General features: G+C 73.6%; 13 protein-coding genes. 4 read left to right on the plus strand and 9 right to left on the minus strand.

Annotated elements, in window-relative coordinates; all coding sequences use genetic code 11:
- Position 1 precedes the first annotated feature (1 nt).
- The 3 genes from ACZ6R9_RS30605 to soxR all read right to left on the minus strand — a co-directional run bounded on the left by ACZ6R9_RS30605 (position 2) and on the right by soxR (position 2,368).
- Complete coding sequence (locus tag ACZ6R9_RS30605; protein WP_465541791.1) at positions 2-838, minus strand: sulfurtransferase; 837 nt, start codon at positions 836-838, stop codon at positions 2-4.
- 67 nt (positions 839-905) lie between these two features.
- A complete protein-coding gene (locus tag ACZ6R9_RS30610) occupies positions 906-1,757 on the minus strand; it encodes an SAM-dependent methyltransferase (RefSeq protein ID WP_465541793.1) in 852 nt (283 codons plus the stop codon).
- Between the two features lie 107 nt (positions 1,758-1,864).
- On the minus strand, positions 1,865-2,368 hold the full coding sequence (gene soxR, locus ACZ6R9_RS30615; protein WP_380486591.1) for a redox-sensitive transcriptional activator SoxR: 504 nt from the start codon (positions 2,366-2,368) through the stop codon (positions 1,865-1,867).
- 65 nt (positions 2,369-2,433) lie between these two features.
- Between soxR and ACZ6R9_RS30620 the strand changes: the two genes are divergently transcribed.
- Together ACZ6R9_RS30620 and ACZ6R9_RS30625 are read left to right on the plus strand one after the other, a co-directional pair.
- Positions 2,434-3,165 (plus strand): thiamine pyrophosphate-dependent enzyme, encoded by a 732-nt coding sequence (locus ACZ6R9_RS30620; protein WP_465541795.1) that lies wholly within the window; start codon positions 2,434-2,436, stop codon positions 3,163-3,165.
- 106 nt (positions 3,166-3,271) lie between these two features.
- Complete coding sequence (locus ACZ6R9_RS30625) at positions 3,272-4,177, plus strand: transketolase family protein (RefSeq protein ID WP_465541797.1); 906 nt, start codon at positions 3,272-3,274, stop codon at positions 4,175-4,177.
- A gap of 13 nt (positions 4,178-4,190) precedes the next feature.
- Here ACZ6R9_RS30625 and treZ read toward each other — a convergent pair whose 3' ends face one another.
- Genes treZ through glgX form a run of 3 tightly spaced genes read right to left on the minus strand, consistent with a single transcriptional unit; the run spans position 4,191 to position 10,515 of the window.
- Complete coding sequence (gene treZ, locus ACZ6R9_RS30630; protein ID WP_465541799.1) at positions 4,191-5,924, minus strand: malto-oligosyltrehalose trehalohydrolase; 1,734 nt, start codon at positions 5,922-5,924, stop codon at positions 4,191-4,193.
- On the minus strand, positions 5,924-8,314 hold the full coding sequence (gene treY / locus ACZ6R9_RS30635; RefSeq protein ID WP_380486598.1) for a malto-oligosyltrehalose synthase: 2,391 nt from the start codon (positions 8,312-8,314) through the stop codon (positions 5,924-5,926). Before treY ends, treZ begins: the two co-directional genes overlap by 1 nt.
- Positions 8,315-8,373: 59 nt before the next feature.
- Positions 8,374-10,515, minus strand: coding sequence for a glycogen debranching protein GlgX (glgX, locus tag ACZ6R9_RS30640; RefSeq protein ID WP_380486600.1), 2,142 nt, complete (start codon positions 10,513-10,515; stop codon positions 8,374-8,376).
- A gap of 410 nt (positions 10,516-10,925) precedes the next feature.
- Here glgX and ACZ6R9_RS30645 point away from each other — a divergent pair, with 410 nt between their 5' ends.
- Positions 10,926-12,176, plus strand: a complete 1,251-nt coding sequence (locus tag ACZ6R9_RS30645; RefSeq protein ID WP_465541802.1) for an SAV2148 family HEPN domain-containing protein — start codon at positions 10,926-10,928, stop codon at positions 12,174-12,176.
- A gap of 103 nt (positions 12,177-12,279) precedes the next feature.
- Positions 12,280-12,987 (plus strand): exonuclease domain-containing protein, encoded by a 708-nt coding sequence (locus ACZ6R9_RS30650; protein ID WP_380486603.1) that lies wholly within the window; start codon positions 12,280-12,282, stop codon positions 12,985-12,987.
- Between the two features lie 18 nt (positions 12,988-13,005).
- On the opposite strand, the gene ACZ6R9_RS30655 is transcribed toward ACZ6R9_RS30650, so the two are convergent.
- The 3 genes from ACZ6R9_RS30655 to ACZ6R9_RS30665 all read right to left on the minus strand — a co-directional run bounded on the left by ACZ6R9_RS30655 (position 13,006) and on the right by ACZ6R9_RS30665 (position 16,517).
- A complete protein-coding gene (locus ACZ6R9_RS30655; protein ID WP_465541804.1) occupies positions 13,006-14,454 on the minus strand; it encodes a S1 RNA-binding domain-containing protein in 1,449 nt (482 codons plus the stop codon).
- Positions 14,455-14,542: 88 nt separating this feature from the next.
- Positions 14,543-15,499, minus strand: coding sequence for a polysaccharide deacetylase family protein (locus tag ACZ6R9_RS30660; protein WP_465541806.1), 957 nt, complete (start codon positions 15,497-15,499; stop codon positions 14,543-14,545).
- A 130-nt stretch (positions 15,500-15,629) separates the two neighbouring features.
- The gene (locus ACZ6R9_RS30665; RefSeq protein WP_380486609.1) at positions 15,630-16,517 is read right to left on the minus strand and encodes a phosphotransferase enzyme family protein; all 888 of its coding nucleotides are present in this window, start codon (positions 16,515-16,517) and stop codon (positions 15,630-15,632) included.
- Between the last annotated feature and the right edge of the window lie 31 nt (positions 16,518-16,548).

The raw sequence follows: 16,548 nt of genomic DNA on the forward strand, positions 1-16,548 counted from the left end.
GTCAGTTGCCGGTGGCCACCGGCAGGTCGGTTTCCGGGCGGGCCCAGTCGGACCAGGAGCCGTCGTAGACGGTGGGGGTGGGGTGGGTGGTGAGGTGGGCGGCGAAGGCGAGGATGCAGGCGGTGACGCCGGAGCCGCAGGTGGTGATGAGGTGGGGGCGGTTGGCGGTGGCGGTGGTGAGGCGGGTGTGGAGGTCGGGGAGGGGGAGGTAGCGGCCGTCGGGGGTGAGGAGGTCGGTGAAGGGGAGGCTGGTGGAGCCGGGGAGGTGGCCGCGGCGCAGGTGGGGGCGGGGTTCGGGGGCGTCGCCGGTGAAGCGGTCGTGGGAGCGGGCGTCCAGGACGGTGGTGTCGGGGTCGGCGAGGGCGGCGGCCACGGCGTCCCGGTCGATGAACAGGCCGGGGCGTGGGCGGGCGGTGAAGTCGCCGGGGGAGTAGGGGAGTTGCCGGGAGGTGACGGGGTGTCCGGCGGACTGCCAGGCGGGCAGGCCGCCGTCCAGGACGGCTGCGCGGTCGAAGCCCATGGCGCGCAGCATCCACCAGGCGCGGGGGCTGGAGTGGATTCCGGCGCCGTCGTAGAGGACGACGGTGGAGTGGTCGTTGACGCCGAGGGCGCGCAGTTCGCGCTGGAAGTCGGCGGCGGAGGGCATGGTGTGCGGAAGGCCGGAGCGGGGGTCGGACAGGGCCCCGTCGAGGTCGAACGGGCGGGCGCCGGGGATGCGGTGGGCCGCGTGGCGGTGGGCGCCGACGCTCGCGTCGAGGACGACCAGGTCGGGGTGGTCGAGGTGGGCGGCCAGCCAGGCGGGGCCGATCAGCGGCGGGGGCGGCGGCAGTGCGGTCATGGCGGGGGCTCCGTCGGTGAGGGGAGCCTCATGATCGCACCGCCGCCGTCGGCGGATTGAGGCGGCGTCAGGGCTTGCGGGCGACGCCGGCCCAGATGGCGACCTCGCTGTCGGTGTCCTGCGGGTCCTGGTCGGGGCGCCACTGCGGGGCGGTGACCAGGCCGGGCTCGAGCAGTTCCAGGCCGTCGAAGAAGCGCAGGACCTGCGCGCGGGTGCGCATGGTGAGCTGGGCCGTCGCGGAGCGGTAGATGGCCGGGCCCTTCCCGGCCTGCGCCGGGTCGATGAAGTCGGCGGTGGCGTGCGAGAGCGCCAGGTGGCTGCCGGAGGGCAGGGCGTCGATCAGGGTGCGGACGATGGTGTACGGGTCGTCGGCGTCGTCGATGAAGTGCAGGATCGCGAACAGCATCAGGGCGACCGGCCGGTCGAGGTCGAGCAGTTCGCGGACGGCGGGGTCGGCGAGGATCGCCCTGGGGTCGCGCAGGTCGGCCTGCAGGACGCTGACGCTGCCCTGCTGGGCGCCGGCCAGCAGGGCCCGGCCGTGCACCAGGACGATCGGGTCGTTGTCCAGGTAGGCGACCTTGGCGGTGGGGTCGACGGCCTGGGCGATCTCGTGGGTGTTGCCCGCCGTGGGGATGCCGGTGCCGATGTCGAGGAACTGGCGGATGCCCTGCTCGGCGGCGAGGGTGCGCACCGCGCGCTGCAGGAAGGCGCGGTTGGCGAGTGCGCTGATCCGCACCAGCGGGCTGATCGCGATCACCTGTTCGGCGGCGGCCCGGTCGGCGGGGAAGTTGTCCTTGCCGCCGAGGTAGTAGTCGTACATCCGGGCCGGGTGCGGAACCTCCGGGCGCAGCTCGGCGGACGGCGGCGGACTCTGGTCGCCAGACATCCAGTCCAGCGAGATCTCCTGATGATCGGTCATATCCGGCCCCCCGTCGCTTGGAACGCGCTTTCGGGGGCAGCATAGACGGCCGGGAAACCGGTGCGACCACGGATGGCCGAAACCGGTCGCCCGGCAACGCGGCAAGGCTACCGGTCGGGTCCGACATCCGGATCGGTGACGGGCTCGGGCCCGCGGTCCGGGTCGCGGGTGAGCAGGTAGCGGGCGCCCGGTCCGGCGGCGCCCGCGCGGTCGTCGGCGTTGTACAGCGCGCAGCGGCTCATGGAGAGGCAGCCGCAGCCGATGCAGCCCGTCAACTTGGCTTTCATCAGTTGGAGTTCGGCGATCTGCCGGTCGATCCGGTGCTGCCAGGTGGCGGCCACGGTGTGCCAGTCGCGGGGCGTGGGAGTGCGGTTCTCGGGCAGCCGGGCGAGCGCGGTGCGGACCTCCTCCAGCGAGAGGCCGACCTGCTGGGCGGCCCGGACGAAGGCGATCCGGCGCAGCGCGGAGCGCGGGTAGCGGCGTTGGTTGCCGCTGGTGCGTTCGGCATGGATCAGGCCGAGGCTCTCGTAGTAGCGCAGCGCGGAGGTGGCGAGGCCGCTGCGTTCGGCGAGCTGGCCGATGGTGAGGCGGTCGTGCCGGGACGGCGTCATGCTCCGGAAGACTACCTGCGGACGCCCTTGACCTGAAGCGGACTTGAAGTTGGATGCTCGTTGCCATGACGAGCGAAGCAACGAGCACTCTCGGCAGTCACGCGGACATGGCTTCCACCGGGCTGGCTTTCACCGACCTGCCGCACCTGATCTCCCTGATGACCGGCGACGAGAAGCACACGCCGGCCGCCACCTCCACCCTGGACGCCCTGTGGGTGCTGTACGACCGGGTGCTGAGGGTCGGCCCGGCCACCGCGGAGGACCCCGACCGGGACCGGTTCCTGCTGTCCAAGGGCCACGGCCCGATGGCGTACTACGCGGTGCTGGCCGCGAAGGGCTTCTTCCCGGTGGAGCTGCTGTCGAGCTTCGGGGCGTACGACTCGCCGCTCGGCCACCACCCGGACCGACTGCTGGTGCCGGGCGCGGAGATCGGCTCCGGGTCGCTGGGGCACGGGCTGCCGCTGGCCGTCGGCACGGCGCTCGGCCTGCGGGCGCAGGGCCTGGACGCCCCGGCGGTGTGGGTGCTGGTCGGGGACGCCGAGTTCGACGAGGGCAGCAACCACGAGGCGGTGGCGTTCGCCGGGGCGTACGGCCTGGAGCGGCTGCACGTCGTGGTGATCGACAACTCCTCGGCCACCCACGGCTGGAGCGGCGGCATCGCGGCCCGGTTCGCCGGCGAGGGCTGGTCCACGGCCGCCGTGGACGGCCGCGACCACGAGGAGCTGCACCGGGCGTACACCACCCCGCACCCCGGCCGCCCGCACGTGGTGGTGGCCCGCGTCGAACCCAAGAACTGAGCGCCCGAGCACCGAGAGCGCTCGAGCACAGCCGATCACCCGAGCACCGAGAGCACCCGAGCACAGCCGAGCACCCGAGCACAGCCGAGAGCGGAGACACCAGGCCATGACCACCCAGGAGTTCACGATGCGCGACCAGTTCGCGCTCACCACCACCGAGTTGCTCGACCAGGACCCGCGCACCGTCCTGGTGCTCGCCGACATCGGCGCCGCCCAGTTCCCCGAGGCGGCTCGCGCCCACCCGGACCGGGTGGTGAACGTCGGCATCCGCGAGCAGCTGCTGATCGGCGTCGCCGGCGGCCTGGCGCTGACGGGGATGCGGCCGATCGCGCACACCTTCGCCAGCTTCCTGATCGAGCGGCCCTTCGAGCAGGTGAAGCTGGACCTGAACCACCAGGGTGTCGGAGCGGTGCTGGTGAGCGCGGCCGGCTCCTACGACTGGCCGGCCGGCGGCCGCACCCACATGGCGCCCGGCGACGTCGCCCTGCTGGACACCCTCCCCGACTGGAACGTGCACGTCCCCGGCCACCCCGCCGAGGCCGACCTGCTGCTGCGCCACGCCGTCGCGGCCGGCGACAGCCTGCAGTACGTGCGGCTGTCGGTCCAGCAGAACCGTGAGGCCCGGCCGATCGTGCCGGGGAAGTTCCTGACGGTCCGGGAGGGCGGCCGCGGCGTGGTCCTGGCGGTCGGCCCGATGCTGGACGAGGTGCTGGAGGCCACCGAGACGCTGGACGTGACGGTGCTGTACGCGACCACCGTGCGGCCGTTCGACGCGGCGGGCCTGCGGGCGGCGGTCGGCGGCCGGGCCGACGTGGTGCTGGTCGAGCCGTACCTGGCGGGCACCTCGGAGCGCGAGGCGCACCTGGCGCTGGAGCAACTGCCGCACCGGGTCCTCGGGTTGGGCGTGCCGGTGGCCGAGCACCGGCACTACGGCTCGCTGCCCGAGCACCTGACGGCGTACGGCCTGGACGCGGCCCACCTGCACGCCCGGATCGCAAGCTTCCTCCAGTGAAGCGGCCGGTGGTTCAGGCCGTGCGCAGCACCGCCGCCGCGTCCGGCCCGAGCAGCACCGTGCCGTTCGGGCCGGGCCGTACCTCGCCGAACGCGGCTTCCAGCGCGGCGAGTTCGCCCTCCAGCGGGACGGCGGCGGGCTGCTCACCGCCGATCCTGACCAGCACCCGGTAGCGGCTGCGGTGCACGGCCAGCCAGCCCGCCGCCGCGTCGTGCCGCACCCGCACGGCCGCCAGGTCGCCGGACGCCAGTTCGGGCGCGGCGCGCCGCAGCCGGATCAACGCCCGGTACCAGGCGAGGAGTTCGGCGTGCGGGGCGCGCTGCGGCTCGGACCAGTCCAGGGTGGAGGCGCGCACCGTGGCCGGATCCTGCGGGTCGGGGACGTCCTCGGCGCGCCAGCCGTGCTCGGCGAACTCCCGGCGGCGGCCCTGCCGGACGGCCTCGGCGAGCTGCGGGTCGGTGTGGTCGGTGAAGTACTGCCACGGGGTGGACGCCCCCCACTCCTCGCCCATGAACAGCATCGGCGTGAACGGGGACGTCAGGACCAGCGCGGCCGCGGCGGCCAGCCGGCCGGGCGGCAGTGCGGCGGAGAGCCGGTCGCCGGTGGCCCGGTTGCCGATCTGGTCGTGGGTCTGCGCGTAGCCCAGCAGCCGGTGCCCGTAGGCCGACGGGAACGGGCGGCCGTGGGAGCGGCCCCGGAAGGAGGACCAACTCCCGTCGTGGAACCACCCGTTGGTGAGCGTCTTGGTGAGCGCCGCCCACGGGTCGGCCGCGAAGTCCGCGTAGTAGCCCTGGCTCTCGCCGGTCAGCAGCGTGTGCAGGGCGTGGTGGAAGTCGTCGCTCCACTGCGCGCTCAGCCCGAGCCCGCCGGCCTGCCGGGGCGCGGTGGTGCGCGGATCGTTCAGGTCCGACTCGGCGACCAGGAACAGCGGACGCCCGGTCGCCTGCGCCAACTCCTCGACGGCGGCGGCCAGTTCCTCCAGGAACGGCAGCGCCCGGCCGTCCGCCAGCGCGTGCACGGCGTCCAGCCGCAGCCCGTCGATCCGGTAGTCGCGCAGCCAGGCCAGCGCGCTGCCGATCAGGTACGCCCGCACCTCGTCCGAGCCCGGCGCGTCCAGGTTCACCGCCGCGCCCCACGGGGTGTGGTGCCGGTCGGTGAAGTACGGGCCGAACCGGGGCAGGTAATTGCCGGACGGGCCGAGGTGGTTGTGCACCACGTCCAGGATCACGCCGAGGCCGCGCAGGTGCGCCGCGTCCACGAAGCGCTTCAGCCCGTCGGGGCCGCCGTACGGCTCGTGCACCGCCCAGGGCGACACCCCGTCGTAGCCCCAGCCGGAGCGGCCGGGGAACGGGCAGACGGGCATCAACTCGACGAAGTCCACGCCGAGTTCGACCAGGTGGTCGAGGCGGGCGGCGGCCGCGTCGAAGGTGCCCTCGGCGGTGAAGGTGCCCACGTGGAGTTCGTAGACCACCGTGCCCGGCAGCGGGCGGCCCCGCCAGGCCGTCGGGGACCAGCGGAACGCGGCGTGGTCGACCGGGCGGCTCAGCCCGTCCGGGCCGAACGGTTGCCGGGGCGAGCGCGGGTCGGGCAGCGCCGGGCCGCCGTTCAGCCGGAAGCCGTAGTCGCCGTCCGGGCCGTCCCCGTGCCACCAGCCCGGGTGCGCCGCATCGCGCTCCAACAGGTACGGGATCGCCCCGACCTCCACCTCCACCACCTTGGCCGCCGGTGCCCACACCCGGTACCGCATCAGGCCCCCTCGACCAGCAGCGCCACCGGCAACTGCTGGAACAGATACGACAGTTCGACCGGCCCGCCGACGAAGTGGCGGCCCGTCAACCGGTCCGTCCAGCGGCCCGGCGGCAGTTCCAGCAGGGTGCTGTCCCAGCCGCCCGCCCGGTGCAGCCCGTACGGCAGCCGGGTCGCCGCGCCCAGCACCCGGCTGCCGCGGGCGAACGCCACCAGGTGCTCGGCCGCCGGGCCCACCCCCGCCAGCGGGCGGTAGCGGCCCAGCGCGCCCTCCCGGCGCAGGTGCAGGGCGGTCTTCGTCAGGTGCAGCTTCTCCCGGGCCAGGTCGCCGGGGCGCGGCGCGGCCGCGTCGGTCAGCCGCACCGCCAGCGCGTCCAGGTCCACCGGCGCCCGGTTGTCCGGATCGACCAGCGTGTACAGCGGCTCCTCGCCGCCCTGGAACACGTCCGGCACGCCCGGCACCAGCAGGTGCAGCAGCGCCGCCGACAGCGAGTTCACCCGGGCGAACGGCTCCAGCATCCCGACGAACCCGGCGATCCGCGGACACAGCCCCGGGTTGGCCAGCGCCCCGCGCGCGTACTGTGCGAGCCGCTGCTCGAACGGCTCGTCAGGCTCCGTCCACGAGGTCCGGCGCTTCGCCTCCCGCACCGACTTCAGCAGCACGCCCAGCAGCCGCTCCTCGGACAGCGGCCACGCCGCCAGCAGGGTCTGCCACAGCAGCCACGCCGAGGCCCGGTCCGGGCACGGCCCGGCCGCCACCGTCCACGCCGCGCACTCCGCCGCCCACGCCTCGGGCAGCTCCGCCAGCACCGCGAGCCGGGCCCGGGCGTCCGCGCTGCGCTTGGTGTCGTGCGTGGACAGCGCCGTCATCGCGTGCGGCCAGTGCTGCTCCTGCCACTCGCACCAGCGGTGGAAGTCGGCCGGCGGCACGCCCGGGTGTTCGGGCAGGCCGCCGACCTCGTTCAGCGACAGCAGCGCGTTGAACCGGTAGAACGCGGTGTCCTCGACACCCTTGGCCGACACCGCCGAGGCGGTCTGGCCGAAGCGGTGGCAGAACTCGTCCTTGGCGGGGGAGCGGCCCAGCTCCCCGAGGGCGAGCAGGTGCACCAGCCGCTCGGCGTCCGACGCCTCCTCGGGCAGGGCGAGCGCCCGGGCGGCCTCCGGCGGGGCCGGCTCGCCCGGCACCACGTACGGGCGGTACACCGGGTACTCGGTCAGCAGGGTCTCCAGCGCCCGGCGCACCGCCAGCGGCGAGTGGTCGGCCAGCTCGGGGCCGTCCGCGCAGATCCGCTCCACCAGGCGCACCAGCCGGTCGGTCTCGGCCGACAGCGCCCCGTCCGGCGCGACCATCTCGGCCCGGCCGATCAGCGCCGACGCCGCCGCGTCCGTCCGGTCGCCGACGTCGCGCCGGTAGGCGACCGCCAGCTTCTCCGCGCCCCGGCGGTCGGTCAGTACCCCGTCGATCCGGCGCAGCGCGTCGTAGCCGGTGGTGCCCGCGCACGGCCAGTCGGCGGGCAGCCGCTCCTCGCCGGTGAGGATCTTCTCCACCACCGTGTACGCGCCGCCGGTGGCCTCGGCCAGGCGCCGCAGGTAGCCGCGCGGGTCGGCCAGCCCGTCCGGGTGGTCGATCCGGAAGCCGTCCAGGACGCCCTCGCGGTGCAGCCGCAGCAGCACCGCGTGCGTCGCCTCGAACACCTCCGGGACTTCCATCCGCACCGCGATCAGCTCGTTCACGGTGAAGAAGCGCCGGTAGTTGACCTGCTCGTCGGCGAGCTTCCACCAGGCGAGGCGGTACCACTGGTGTTCCAGCAGCTGCGGCAGCGGCAGCTGCGCGGTGCCGGGGCGCAGCGGGAACTCGTGCTCGTGGTAGCGCAGCACCTCGCCGTCCACCGTCAGCCGGTCGAGTTCCACGCCCAGCCGGTCGCCGAGCAGCGGCAGCAGCAGCCGGCCGCGCCCGGGGGCGTCGACCGGGCCCGGCTGGGACGTCCAGTCGATGTCGAACCAGGCGGCGAACGGGTCGTCCGGGCCGTTCGCCAGGACCTGCCACAGTGGCCGGTTCAGCTGTTCGGGCACCGGCAGCGCCATGTGGTTGGGCACCACGTCCGCGATCAGGCCCAGGCCGTGCCGCCGGGCCTGCGCGGAGAGTTCGCGCAGCGCCCTCTCTCCGCCCAGCTGCTCGGCGATCCGGCCGTGGTCGACCGTGTCGTAGCCGTGCGTGGAGCCCGGCACCGCCTCCAGCAGGGGCGACAGGTGCAGGTGCGAGACGCCGAGCGCCGCCAGGTACGGCACCGCCCGGCGGGCGTCGTGCAGGGTGAACTCCGGCTGCAGCTGGAGCCGGTAGGTGGCCGTCGGGAAGCGGGCCGTGGAAGGGCGCGCGGCGGCTGACGTCATAGCCGCATCCCTACCCGGACGGCCGGAGGCCTACCGCCGATTGCCCCGATCGGGCGGCGTCAGGCGGGCCGTTGGAGGACCAGCAGGGAGTAGTCCGGCAGGTGCAGGGTGTCGCCGGCCTTGGCGCGCGGGCCGGTGCCGGGGGCGGGGAGGGCGGGCAGCGAGGTGTCGACGACGACCTGCCAGACCTCGCCGTGCCCGGCCGGGACGGTGAAGGCGATCGGCTCCGAGTGGGCGTTGAACATCAGCAGGAACGAATCGTCGACGATCTTGCCGCCGCGCCGGTCCGGCTCGGAGATGGCGTTGCCGTTCAGGAAGACCGTCAGCGATTTCGCGTACGAGGTCGACCAGTCCTGCTCGGTCATCTCCTCGCCGCCCGGGGTGAACCAGGCGATGTCGGTCAGCGCGTCGTGGGTGCCGGAGACCGGGCGGCCGTGGAAGAACCGGCGGCGGCGGAAGACCGGGTGGTCGCGGCGCAGCCAGATCATGCCCTGGGTGAACTCCAGCAGCCGGGTGTCGGCCTGCTCCCCGGCCTCCCCGGCCTCTCCGGCGCGGTTCGGCCAGGCCAGCCAGGTCAGTTCGGAGTCCTGGCAATAGGCGTTGTTGTTGCCGTGCTGGGTGCGGCCGAGTTCGTCGCCGTGCGAGAGCATCGGCACACCCTGGGAGAGCATCAGGGTGGCGATGAAGTTGCGCTGCTGGCGGGCGCGCAGGTCGAGCACGCCGGGGTCGGTGGTGGCGCCCTCGACGCCGCAGTTCCACGACCGGTTGAAGGACTCGCCGTCCTGGTTGTCCTCCCGGTTGGCCTCGTTGTGCTTGTCGTTGTACGACACCAGGTCGCGCAGGGTGAAGCCGTCGTGGCAGGTGACGAAGTTGATCGAGGCGATCGGGCGGCGGCCGTCGTCCTGGTACAGGTCGGAGGAGCCGGTGAGCCGGGAGCCGAACTCGGCCAGGGTGGCCGACTCGCCGCGCCAGAAGTCGCGGACGGTGTCGCGATACTTGCCGTTCCACTCCGTCCACAGCGGCGGGAAGTTGCCGACCTGGTAGCCGCCCTCGCCGAGGTCCCAGGGTTCGGCGATCAGCTTGGCCTGCGAGACCACCGGGTCCTGCTGGACCAGGTCGAAGAACGAGGACAGCCGGTCCACCTCGTGGAACTGCCGGGCCAGCGTCGCCGCCAGGTCGAAGCGGAAACCGTCCACGTGCATCTCGGTGACCCAGTAACGCAGCGAATCCATGATCATCTGAAGGACGTGCGGCGAGCGCATCAGCAGCGAGTTGCCGGTGCCGGTGGTGTCCTCGTAGAACCGCTGGTCCTTCGCCAGCCGGTAGTACGAGGCGTTGTCCAGGCCGCGGAAGGACAGCGTCGGGCCGAGGTGGCTGCCTTCCGCGGTGTGGTTGTAGACCACGTCGAGGATCACCTCGATACCGGCCGCGTGCAGCGCCTTCACCATCGACTTGAACTCCTGCACCTGATGCCCCCGGTCGCCCGTGGAGGAGTACGAGGAGTGCGGGGCGAAGAAACCGACCGTGTTGTAGCCCCAGTAGTTGGACAGCCCCAGGTCGCGCAGCCGGTGGTCGCGGACGAACTGGTGCACCGGCATCAGCTCGATCGCGGTGACGCCCAGCTTCGCCAGGTGCTCGATCACCGCCGGGTGCGCCAGGCCCGCGTAGGTGCCGCGGATCCCCTCCGGGATGCCCGGGTGCAGCTTGGTCAGGCCCTTCACGTGCGCCTCGTACACCACCGTGCGGTGGTAGTCGGTGTGCGGCGGCCGGTCGGTGCCCCAGTCGAAGTACGGGTTGATCACCACCGAGTGCATGGTGTGCGGCCCCGAATCCAGGTCGTTGCGGCGCTCCGGGGCGCCGAAGTGGTAGCCGTACACCGACTCGTCCCAGTCGATGTGGCCGCCCATCGCCTTCGCGTACGGGTCCAGCAGCAGCTTCGAGGCGTTGTGCCGCAGGCCCAGGCCCGGCTGGTACGGGCCGTGCACCCGGAAGCCGTACCGCTGGCCCGGGTGCACGCCCGGCAGGTACGCGTGGCGGACGAAGGCGTCGGTCTCGCGCAGTTCGACGGCCGTCTCCGAGCCGTCCTCGGCGATCAGGCAGAGCTCGATCCGGTCCGCGCTCTCGGAGAACACCGCGAAGTTGGTGCCGGCGCCGTCGTAGGTGGCGCCGAGCGGGTAGGGCTGTCCCGGCCAGACCTGCATGTGTCCTCGACTTCCCTGTGCCAGACGCCAATCGGCGCCCCTGCGGGTGGTCACCCGGCGGAGCGCCCGAGCATGTGCGGGGCGTCGGCGGCGCGATCGGGCCGGACGCACGGCACACCCGCATACTCCCCGCCGGACGGCCGAACGCCGTGCCCATCGGGGCCCATTCGCCCGTTGTTCGCCCGAACGGGTGTCCCGGATGTCGGGTCGGACAGCAGGGCCCTGACGGACCGTCGATTGCCGGTGCGCGAGCTGTCAAGAGGGCTGTGTCGCGGCCACGGAGGGCGATACCCTTGATCGTCCGGACCGCGAGAACCCCGGGCCCGTGCGGCCGACGACCAGGGGCCGGCATGGCGAGTCAGCGGACAGGCCGTCGGCCCAGGGGCGGCGGGCGAGAGGTGAGGTAGCGGATGGCGTTCCCCGCCGGCGGCGACGGACCCGACCCGCGGGCCGGTGGCAGCGAGGCCCCGACACTGGTCGTCCGCACCGGCGGACGCGGAGCGCTGCCCCCGCAGGGCGGTCCCGCCGAGGGCATGCCGCCCGCCTGGGCCGCCGACCAGTGGGACGGCGCCTACCGCCGGGTCCGGCTGGCCGGCCGCGCCTACGTCTGGCTCAACCTGGTCGAACAGCGGATGCGCGCCCTGGTGCACGAGGTGCTGCACCCCGTCTACGCGCCCGCGCACGGCGAGGAGTGGGTCACCGCCGCCGCCGGACCGGCCGGCGAGGAATGGGTGCACCGGGCCGCCGCCGTCCGCGAGGTCTCCCGCCGCAAGGGCTACCTGCTCGACCCCGTCGACGACGACCCGCTGGTCTTCCTCACCCTGCCGCAGCTGCGCGAACTGATGGTCCAGCACTGGCCGTTGTTCGAACCGCACCTGGTGGACCGCCGGGAGATCGAACTCGCCCTCGACGAACTGGAGGTCGCCCGGCACGTGGTCTCCCGCAACCGGGCGCTGACGAAGACCGTCCTCGACCAGACCGAACGGGCCGCCGCCCGGCTGCTCGCCCTGCTCGACGGCGCGCACGGCGGCGTGCCCGCCGACGTGGTCGAGGAACTCGTGGCCGGCCGCTACGCCGACGTGGTCGCCGTCCACCCCGACCGGGTCCGCCTGCAGCGCGACCTGCCCGTCGAGGACCTGCTCGACGGCGCCCGGCGGCTGGACGCCGTCGGCATCGGCCTCGGCCTGCTCTGCCAGAACTACACCGGCAAGCGCCTGGTGCGGCTGGCCGGCGACGGCTGCCGGATGCGGCTGCTGTTCCTCAACCCCGCGAGCAGCGCCGTCCGCCGCCGCGAACGCGAACTCGGCCTCGGGCGCGGAGAGTTGGGGCGCTCAGTGGAAATGAACATCATGCACGTGCGGCGGGTGCGGGCCCGGCTGCGCGACCCCGGCAGCTTCGAGATCCGGGTGTTCGACGAACTGCCCCGGTTCACCGCCTACCTGGTCGAGGGCCAGCGCGCCACCGGCGCGGGCGGCCGGCGGCGCTCCACCGACCTCGGCGTGATCCAGCCCTACCTGCGCCGGGCCCGCGGCATCGAATCGCCCGCCCTGGTGCTGCGCGGCGGCGCCGGACAGGAGGCCGGCGGCACCGAACCGGGGCTGCTGGAGGTCTACCGGGAGGAGTTCGAGGACCTCTGGGGGGACTCCCGCGCGGTCTCCTGACCGGCACCGTTGCCGCCCGCGGGCGGGACGCGCCGTCGGCGCTGTCACAGCGGCACGCGATGATGGTCCGCATCTTGGCAGTGCTGACGGAAGGACACACCCCATGACCTGGTGGAAGGGGCCACTCACCGGATTCGACCTGGAGACCACCGGCACCGACCCGCAGGAGTCCCGGATCGTCACCGCCGCCGTGGTCGACACCCTCGGCGGCCGCGTCGAAACGTCCACCAACTGGCTGATCGACCCCGGCGTTCCGATACCTGCCGAGGCCACCGCCATCCACGGCATCACCGACACCGAGGCCCGCACCCACGGCCGGCCCGCCGCCGAGGCGATCGAGGAGATCGCCCGCGCCCTGCACCAGCGGCTCGCCGCCGGGCGGCCCGTGGTCGCCTTCAACGCGCCCTACGACCTGTCGCTGCTCGACGCCGAACTGCGTCGCCACGGCCGCCCCACCCTCGCCGAACGCCTCGGCGGGCCGGTCACCCCCGTGGTGGACGCCATGGTCGTCGACCGCGCCCTCGACAAGTACCGCAAGGGCTCACGCACCCTCCAGCGGGTCTGCGAGGTCTACGGCGTCGAACTCCACGACGCCCACGAGGCCGGCAGCGACGCACTCGCCGCCGTCCGGGTCGCCGTCGCCCTCGGCCACCGCTACCCCGAACAGGCCGGCGACCTGCCGCTGGACGAACTGCACCGGCGGCAGATCGACTGGTACCGCGACTGGGCCACCGGCCTGCAGGACTGGCTGCGCCGCAAGGACCCGGCCGCCACCGTGGACCCGCGCTGGCCGCTCAAGGCGGCGTCCTGAGGACGCTTCGGCCGTCGATCAGGTGAGCGCCCGGCGGCGGGACAGCAGGAACCGCTGCCGGGCCAGGTCCACTTCGAGGATCCGCACAGCCAGCGGGTCGCCGACCTGAACGGCCTCCCCGGCCAGCTCGGCGGTGGGGACCAACCCCTGGAGACCGTCCGGCCGGTCCTCGATCCGCACGAAGACGCCGAACGGCAGCACCTTCGTCACCACGCTGTCCACCAACTCGCCGACGCGGTCGGCCAGTTGCTTGAGCGGGTTGTCCTGAAGGGCCTTCAGTGACAGATACAGTTCCTCGCGCACCAGGTCGGTGCCCAGCACCTCGGCCGTGATCTCCTGACCCACCGGGACGAGATCCGACGGGTGGTGCAACGGCCGCCAGGACAGCTCCGGTTGGCGGATCCGCGCCGTGAAGCCGTCGACGTCCACGAAGGTGACGGTGTCGGCGACCCCGGTGACCGTGCCGGTGACGACCTGGCCCGGGCGCAGCGCGCTCAGGAACGCCCAGGTCCGGTCGCACGGCGACCAGGTGGTCCGCCAGCGGGCCCGCAGTACGCCGTCCGCGTCCGGCAGCACCGCGCTCGCCAGCGGCCGGTGCTCGTCGACCGTGGTCGGCAGCGCGGCAGCGGCCCGCGCGCCCGTCACCAGGACCGCCAACTCCTCGCGTTGCTCAGCGTCCGCGTGGACGCTGCTGATCGTGCCCGCCGGGTCCTCCCAGACGAACTCCATCCGGTCGTCCTCGGGGAGCGAGGCCAGCACGGCCGCGACGTCGGTGGACAGCGGCGGCCAGAGCGTCAGCATCGCGCGCGGCGCGAGGCCCGCACGCACCGTGTCGATCGTGTCGGATGTCAGGCGGTGCCAGCGGGAAGCGTTCTGGACGTACCCCTCCTCCAGCACGCCCGCCTGCCCTTCGGCGACCAGCCGGCGCACCCGCGCCCAGAACTCCACGTCGGCGGGTCGCTGCGGACCCGGCTCGTCCGGCTCCTCCGCGTAGGGCGAATCCGCGATCAGCTCCGGGAACAGACCGAGCTGCCGAGTGTGGGCGATGGCACGCCCGCACGGGCGGTCGGTGCCGAGGTACAGGTACTGGTCCCAGCCGATGTGCACGAAGAACTCGTCACCGGCGGCCTCCAGCCTGCACCAGCCCTCGCCGCCGCGGAGCATCATCCGCACCAGCTCCAGCGCGACCTCGAGGGAGACCTCCGCGCCGTCGTGGAACCCCCGCAGGCCCGGGAACAGGGCCTCCAGGCTGCCCCCGTCCTCGGCCGCCGCGAAGAAGGAGGCCTCCGGTTCGCGGACGCTCAGCCGGTCGATGCCGCACTCCGCGGCGAACGCGGACACCGCCTGCAGGTACGCCGCCTCGATCGGCCCGCGGTCGCTGTCGGTGTCGTCGTCGCCCAGGTAGCGGCCACGCTCGTCGCGGTTGGCGGGGTCGTACTTGGTGACGCGGTGCACGAAGGCCGGCACGCTGCTCCTGCGGTCGTCGGAGGAAGGGGCCCGCGATACGACGACGGCGCCCCGACGGAACGTCAGGGCGCCCAGGCCAAAAGGTCGGTCAGGACTGCGGGAAGTCGAAAGTGTAGCCCTGCGCCACCAGCCACGGCAGCAGCTGCTTCAGGGCCGCCACGGTCTGGGTGCGGTCGCCGCCGCCGTCGTGCATCAGCACCACGCCGCCCGGGCGGAGGTTCTGCTGCACGTTCGTGACGATCGACTGCACGCCCGGGCGGGACCAGTCGCGCGGGTCCACCGACCAGCCGAGGGACTTCATGCCCTGGTCGGCGCCGATCTTCTCGTTCTCGGCGGTGAAGTCGCCGCCCGGGGCGCGCCACCAGGTGATCGGCACGTTGCCGCCGGCCGCGTTCTCGATCTGCGTCTTGGCGTCGGCGATCTCCGCCACCTGCTGCTGGTGCGACTGGGTGTGCATCGGCTGCGGGTGGTCCACGGTGTGGTCGCACAGGCGGTGGCCCTCGGCGACGATCCGCTTGACCATCGCCGGGTGCGCCTGCGCGTTGTCACCGATCTCGCAGAACGTCGCCTTCGCGTCGTACTGCGCCAGCAGGTCCAGCACCTGGCCGGTGGCCTGGCCCGGGCCGTCGTCGAAGGTCAGCGCCACAGTCCTGCCGCCGGAGGCGGTGTGCGCCAGCACGTGGGTGGCCGGGGCGTGGCTCTGTTGCCCGCCGGACGGCTGCGAGGCGCCGGTGCCGGGCGTGGCCGGGGTGGACGGGACGGTGCTCGGCGCGGGCGCCTTGCTGGGCACCGGATCCTGGCTCGGCGAGGCGAACGGGGACGAGGTGCTCTCGCTCGGCGTCGGCCGGGCCGCCACCGAGGAAGCCCCGCCGCCGTCCGTGGTCGCGCTCGTGCTCGTGCTCGGCGAGGCCGACTGCTGCGCGGCTGCCCCCGCCGCGGAGGGGGAGCCGTGCGCACCGCACGCCACCAGCAGAGCCGGGGTGAGCAGTGCGGTGGCACCGAGAAGAAGAGAACGACGACGGGCGGGGATGCGGGACTTCAGCATGGACGACTCCTGAGGCCGTACCTGCCGCATGCGGCGGGGCGTCCGGTCGACTACGACGACGCCAGGTACGGCCGAGGTGGTTCCGTCCGGGTGTGCGCTGCGCCACAAGGCGGGCACCGAACGGAAGCGGTCAGAACGCGAACCAGCGTACTTCCGCCTCGCCGTCACGCAGCGAGTTGACGCGGCGACGGAACTCGGTTCGAGCGGACGGGCTACCGGGCGTCTGCTGCGCCACCCACGCGGCGCTCGCGGTCTCCCGGGCGCCGCGCAGCACCGCGAAGCCGGGCCACTCGCGGACGTCCCACCCGTAGGCCGCGTTGAACGCCGCGACCTCCTCGGCCGGTACGCCGTACCGGTCCTGACTGAGGGCCAGCACCACCAGGTCGTGCTCGCGCAGGTCCGAGGCCATGTACTCCAGGTCGAGCAGCACCGGGCCGGTGGGGGTGAGGTGGACGTTGCGCGGCAGGGCGTCGCCGTGGATCGGGCCGGAGGGGAGGAAAGGGGTCAATTCGGAAATAGCGGTGACAAAGGTCTCTTTCCGGTCACGGAGGAATGCCACGTCGGCCGGATCGATGTGACCCTCCGCAGTCGCCAGCCAACTGTCCACCGGGGCGAGGAGGTCGCGCCGGCCGAGCGGCACCGGCGGGGCCGGCTCCGCGGGCAGGGCGTGCAGGGCGCGCAGCAGCGGGGCGAGGTCCGCGGGCCGGGCCGGGCGGACGGCGGGCTCCAGCCGGTGCCACAGCGTGACGGGGTGCTCCTGGGCCAGGTGCACGACGGGCTCCGCCGGGCGGACCACCGGTACGCCCGCGCCGTCCAGCCAGCCGGCCAGCGCGAGCTCGCGGGCGGCCCGGTCGGCGGAGCCGGGGGTGCGGCCGACCTTGGCGACCAGGCCGAGCTCCGGCAGGTCGAAGACGGCGTTCTGGCCGAGCGAAATGAGCGTGGCCCCGGCCGGGTCGACACCGGCCGGGGCGCACGCCTGCTGCAGGAGGGCCTGGGCCCCCGATTCGTCGAAAATCACCTGCTCATTGTCGGCGAACCGGGGGCGTACC

The sequence above is a fragment of the Kitasatospora sp. NPDC048662 genome (assembly GCF_055587065.1).

Coding starts and splice junctions, on each gene's coding strand:
- ACZ6R9_RS30605 (WP_465541791.1), bottom strand. CDS start 838: ATGACCGCACTGCCGCCGCCCCCGCCGCTGATCGGCCCCGCCTGGCTG.
- ACZ6R9_RS30610 (WP_465541793.1), bottom strand. CDS start 1,757: ATGACCGATCATCAGGAGATCTCGCTGGACTGGATGTCTGGCGACCAG.
- soxR (WP_380486591.1), bottom strand. CDS start 2,368: ATGACGCCGTCCCGGCACGACCGCCTCACCATCGGCCAGCTCGCCGAA.
- ACZ6R9_RS30620 (WP_465541795.1), top strand. CDS start 2,434: ATGACGAGCGAAGCAACGAGCACTCTCGGCAGTCACGCGGACATGGCT.
- ACZ6R9_RS30625 (WP_465541797.1), top strand. CDS start 3,272: ATGACCACCCAGGAGTTCACGATGCGCGACCAGTTCGCGCTCACCACC.
- treZ (WP_465541799.1), bottom strand. CDS start 5,924: ATGCGGTACCGGGTGTGGGCACCGGCGGCCAAGGTGGTGGAGGTGGAG.
- treY (WP_380486598.1), bottom strand. CDS start 8,314: ATGACGTCAGCCGCCGCGCGCCCTTCCACGGCCCGCTTCCCGACGGCC.
- glgX (WP_380486600.1), bottom strand. CDS start 10,515: ATGCAGGTCTGGCCGGGACAGCCCTACCCGCTCGGCGCCACCTACGAC.
- ACZ6R9_RS30645 (WP_465541802.1), top strand. CDS start 10,926: ATGGCGTTCCCCGCCGGCGGCGACGGACCCGACCCGCGGGCCGGTGGC.
- ACZ6R9_RS30650 (WP_380486603.1), top strand. CDS start 12,280: ATGACCTGGTGGAAGGGGCCACTCACCGGATTCGACCTGGAGACCACC.
- ACZ6R9_RS30660 (WP_465541806.1), bottom strand. CDS start 15,499: ATGCTGAAGTCCCGCATCCCCGCCCGTCGTCGTTCTCTTCTTCTCGGT.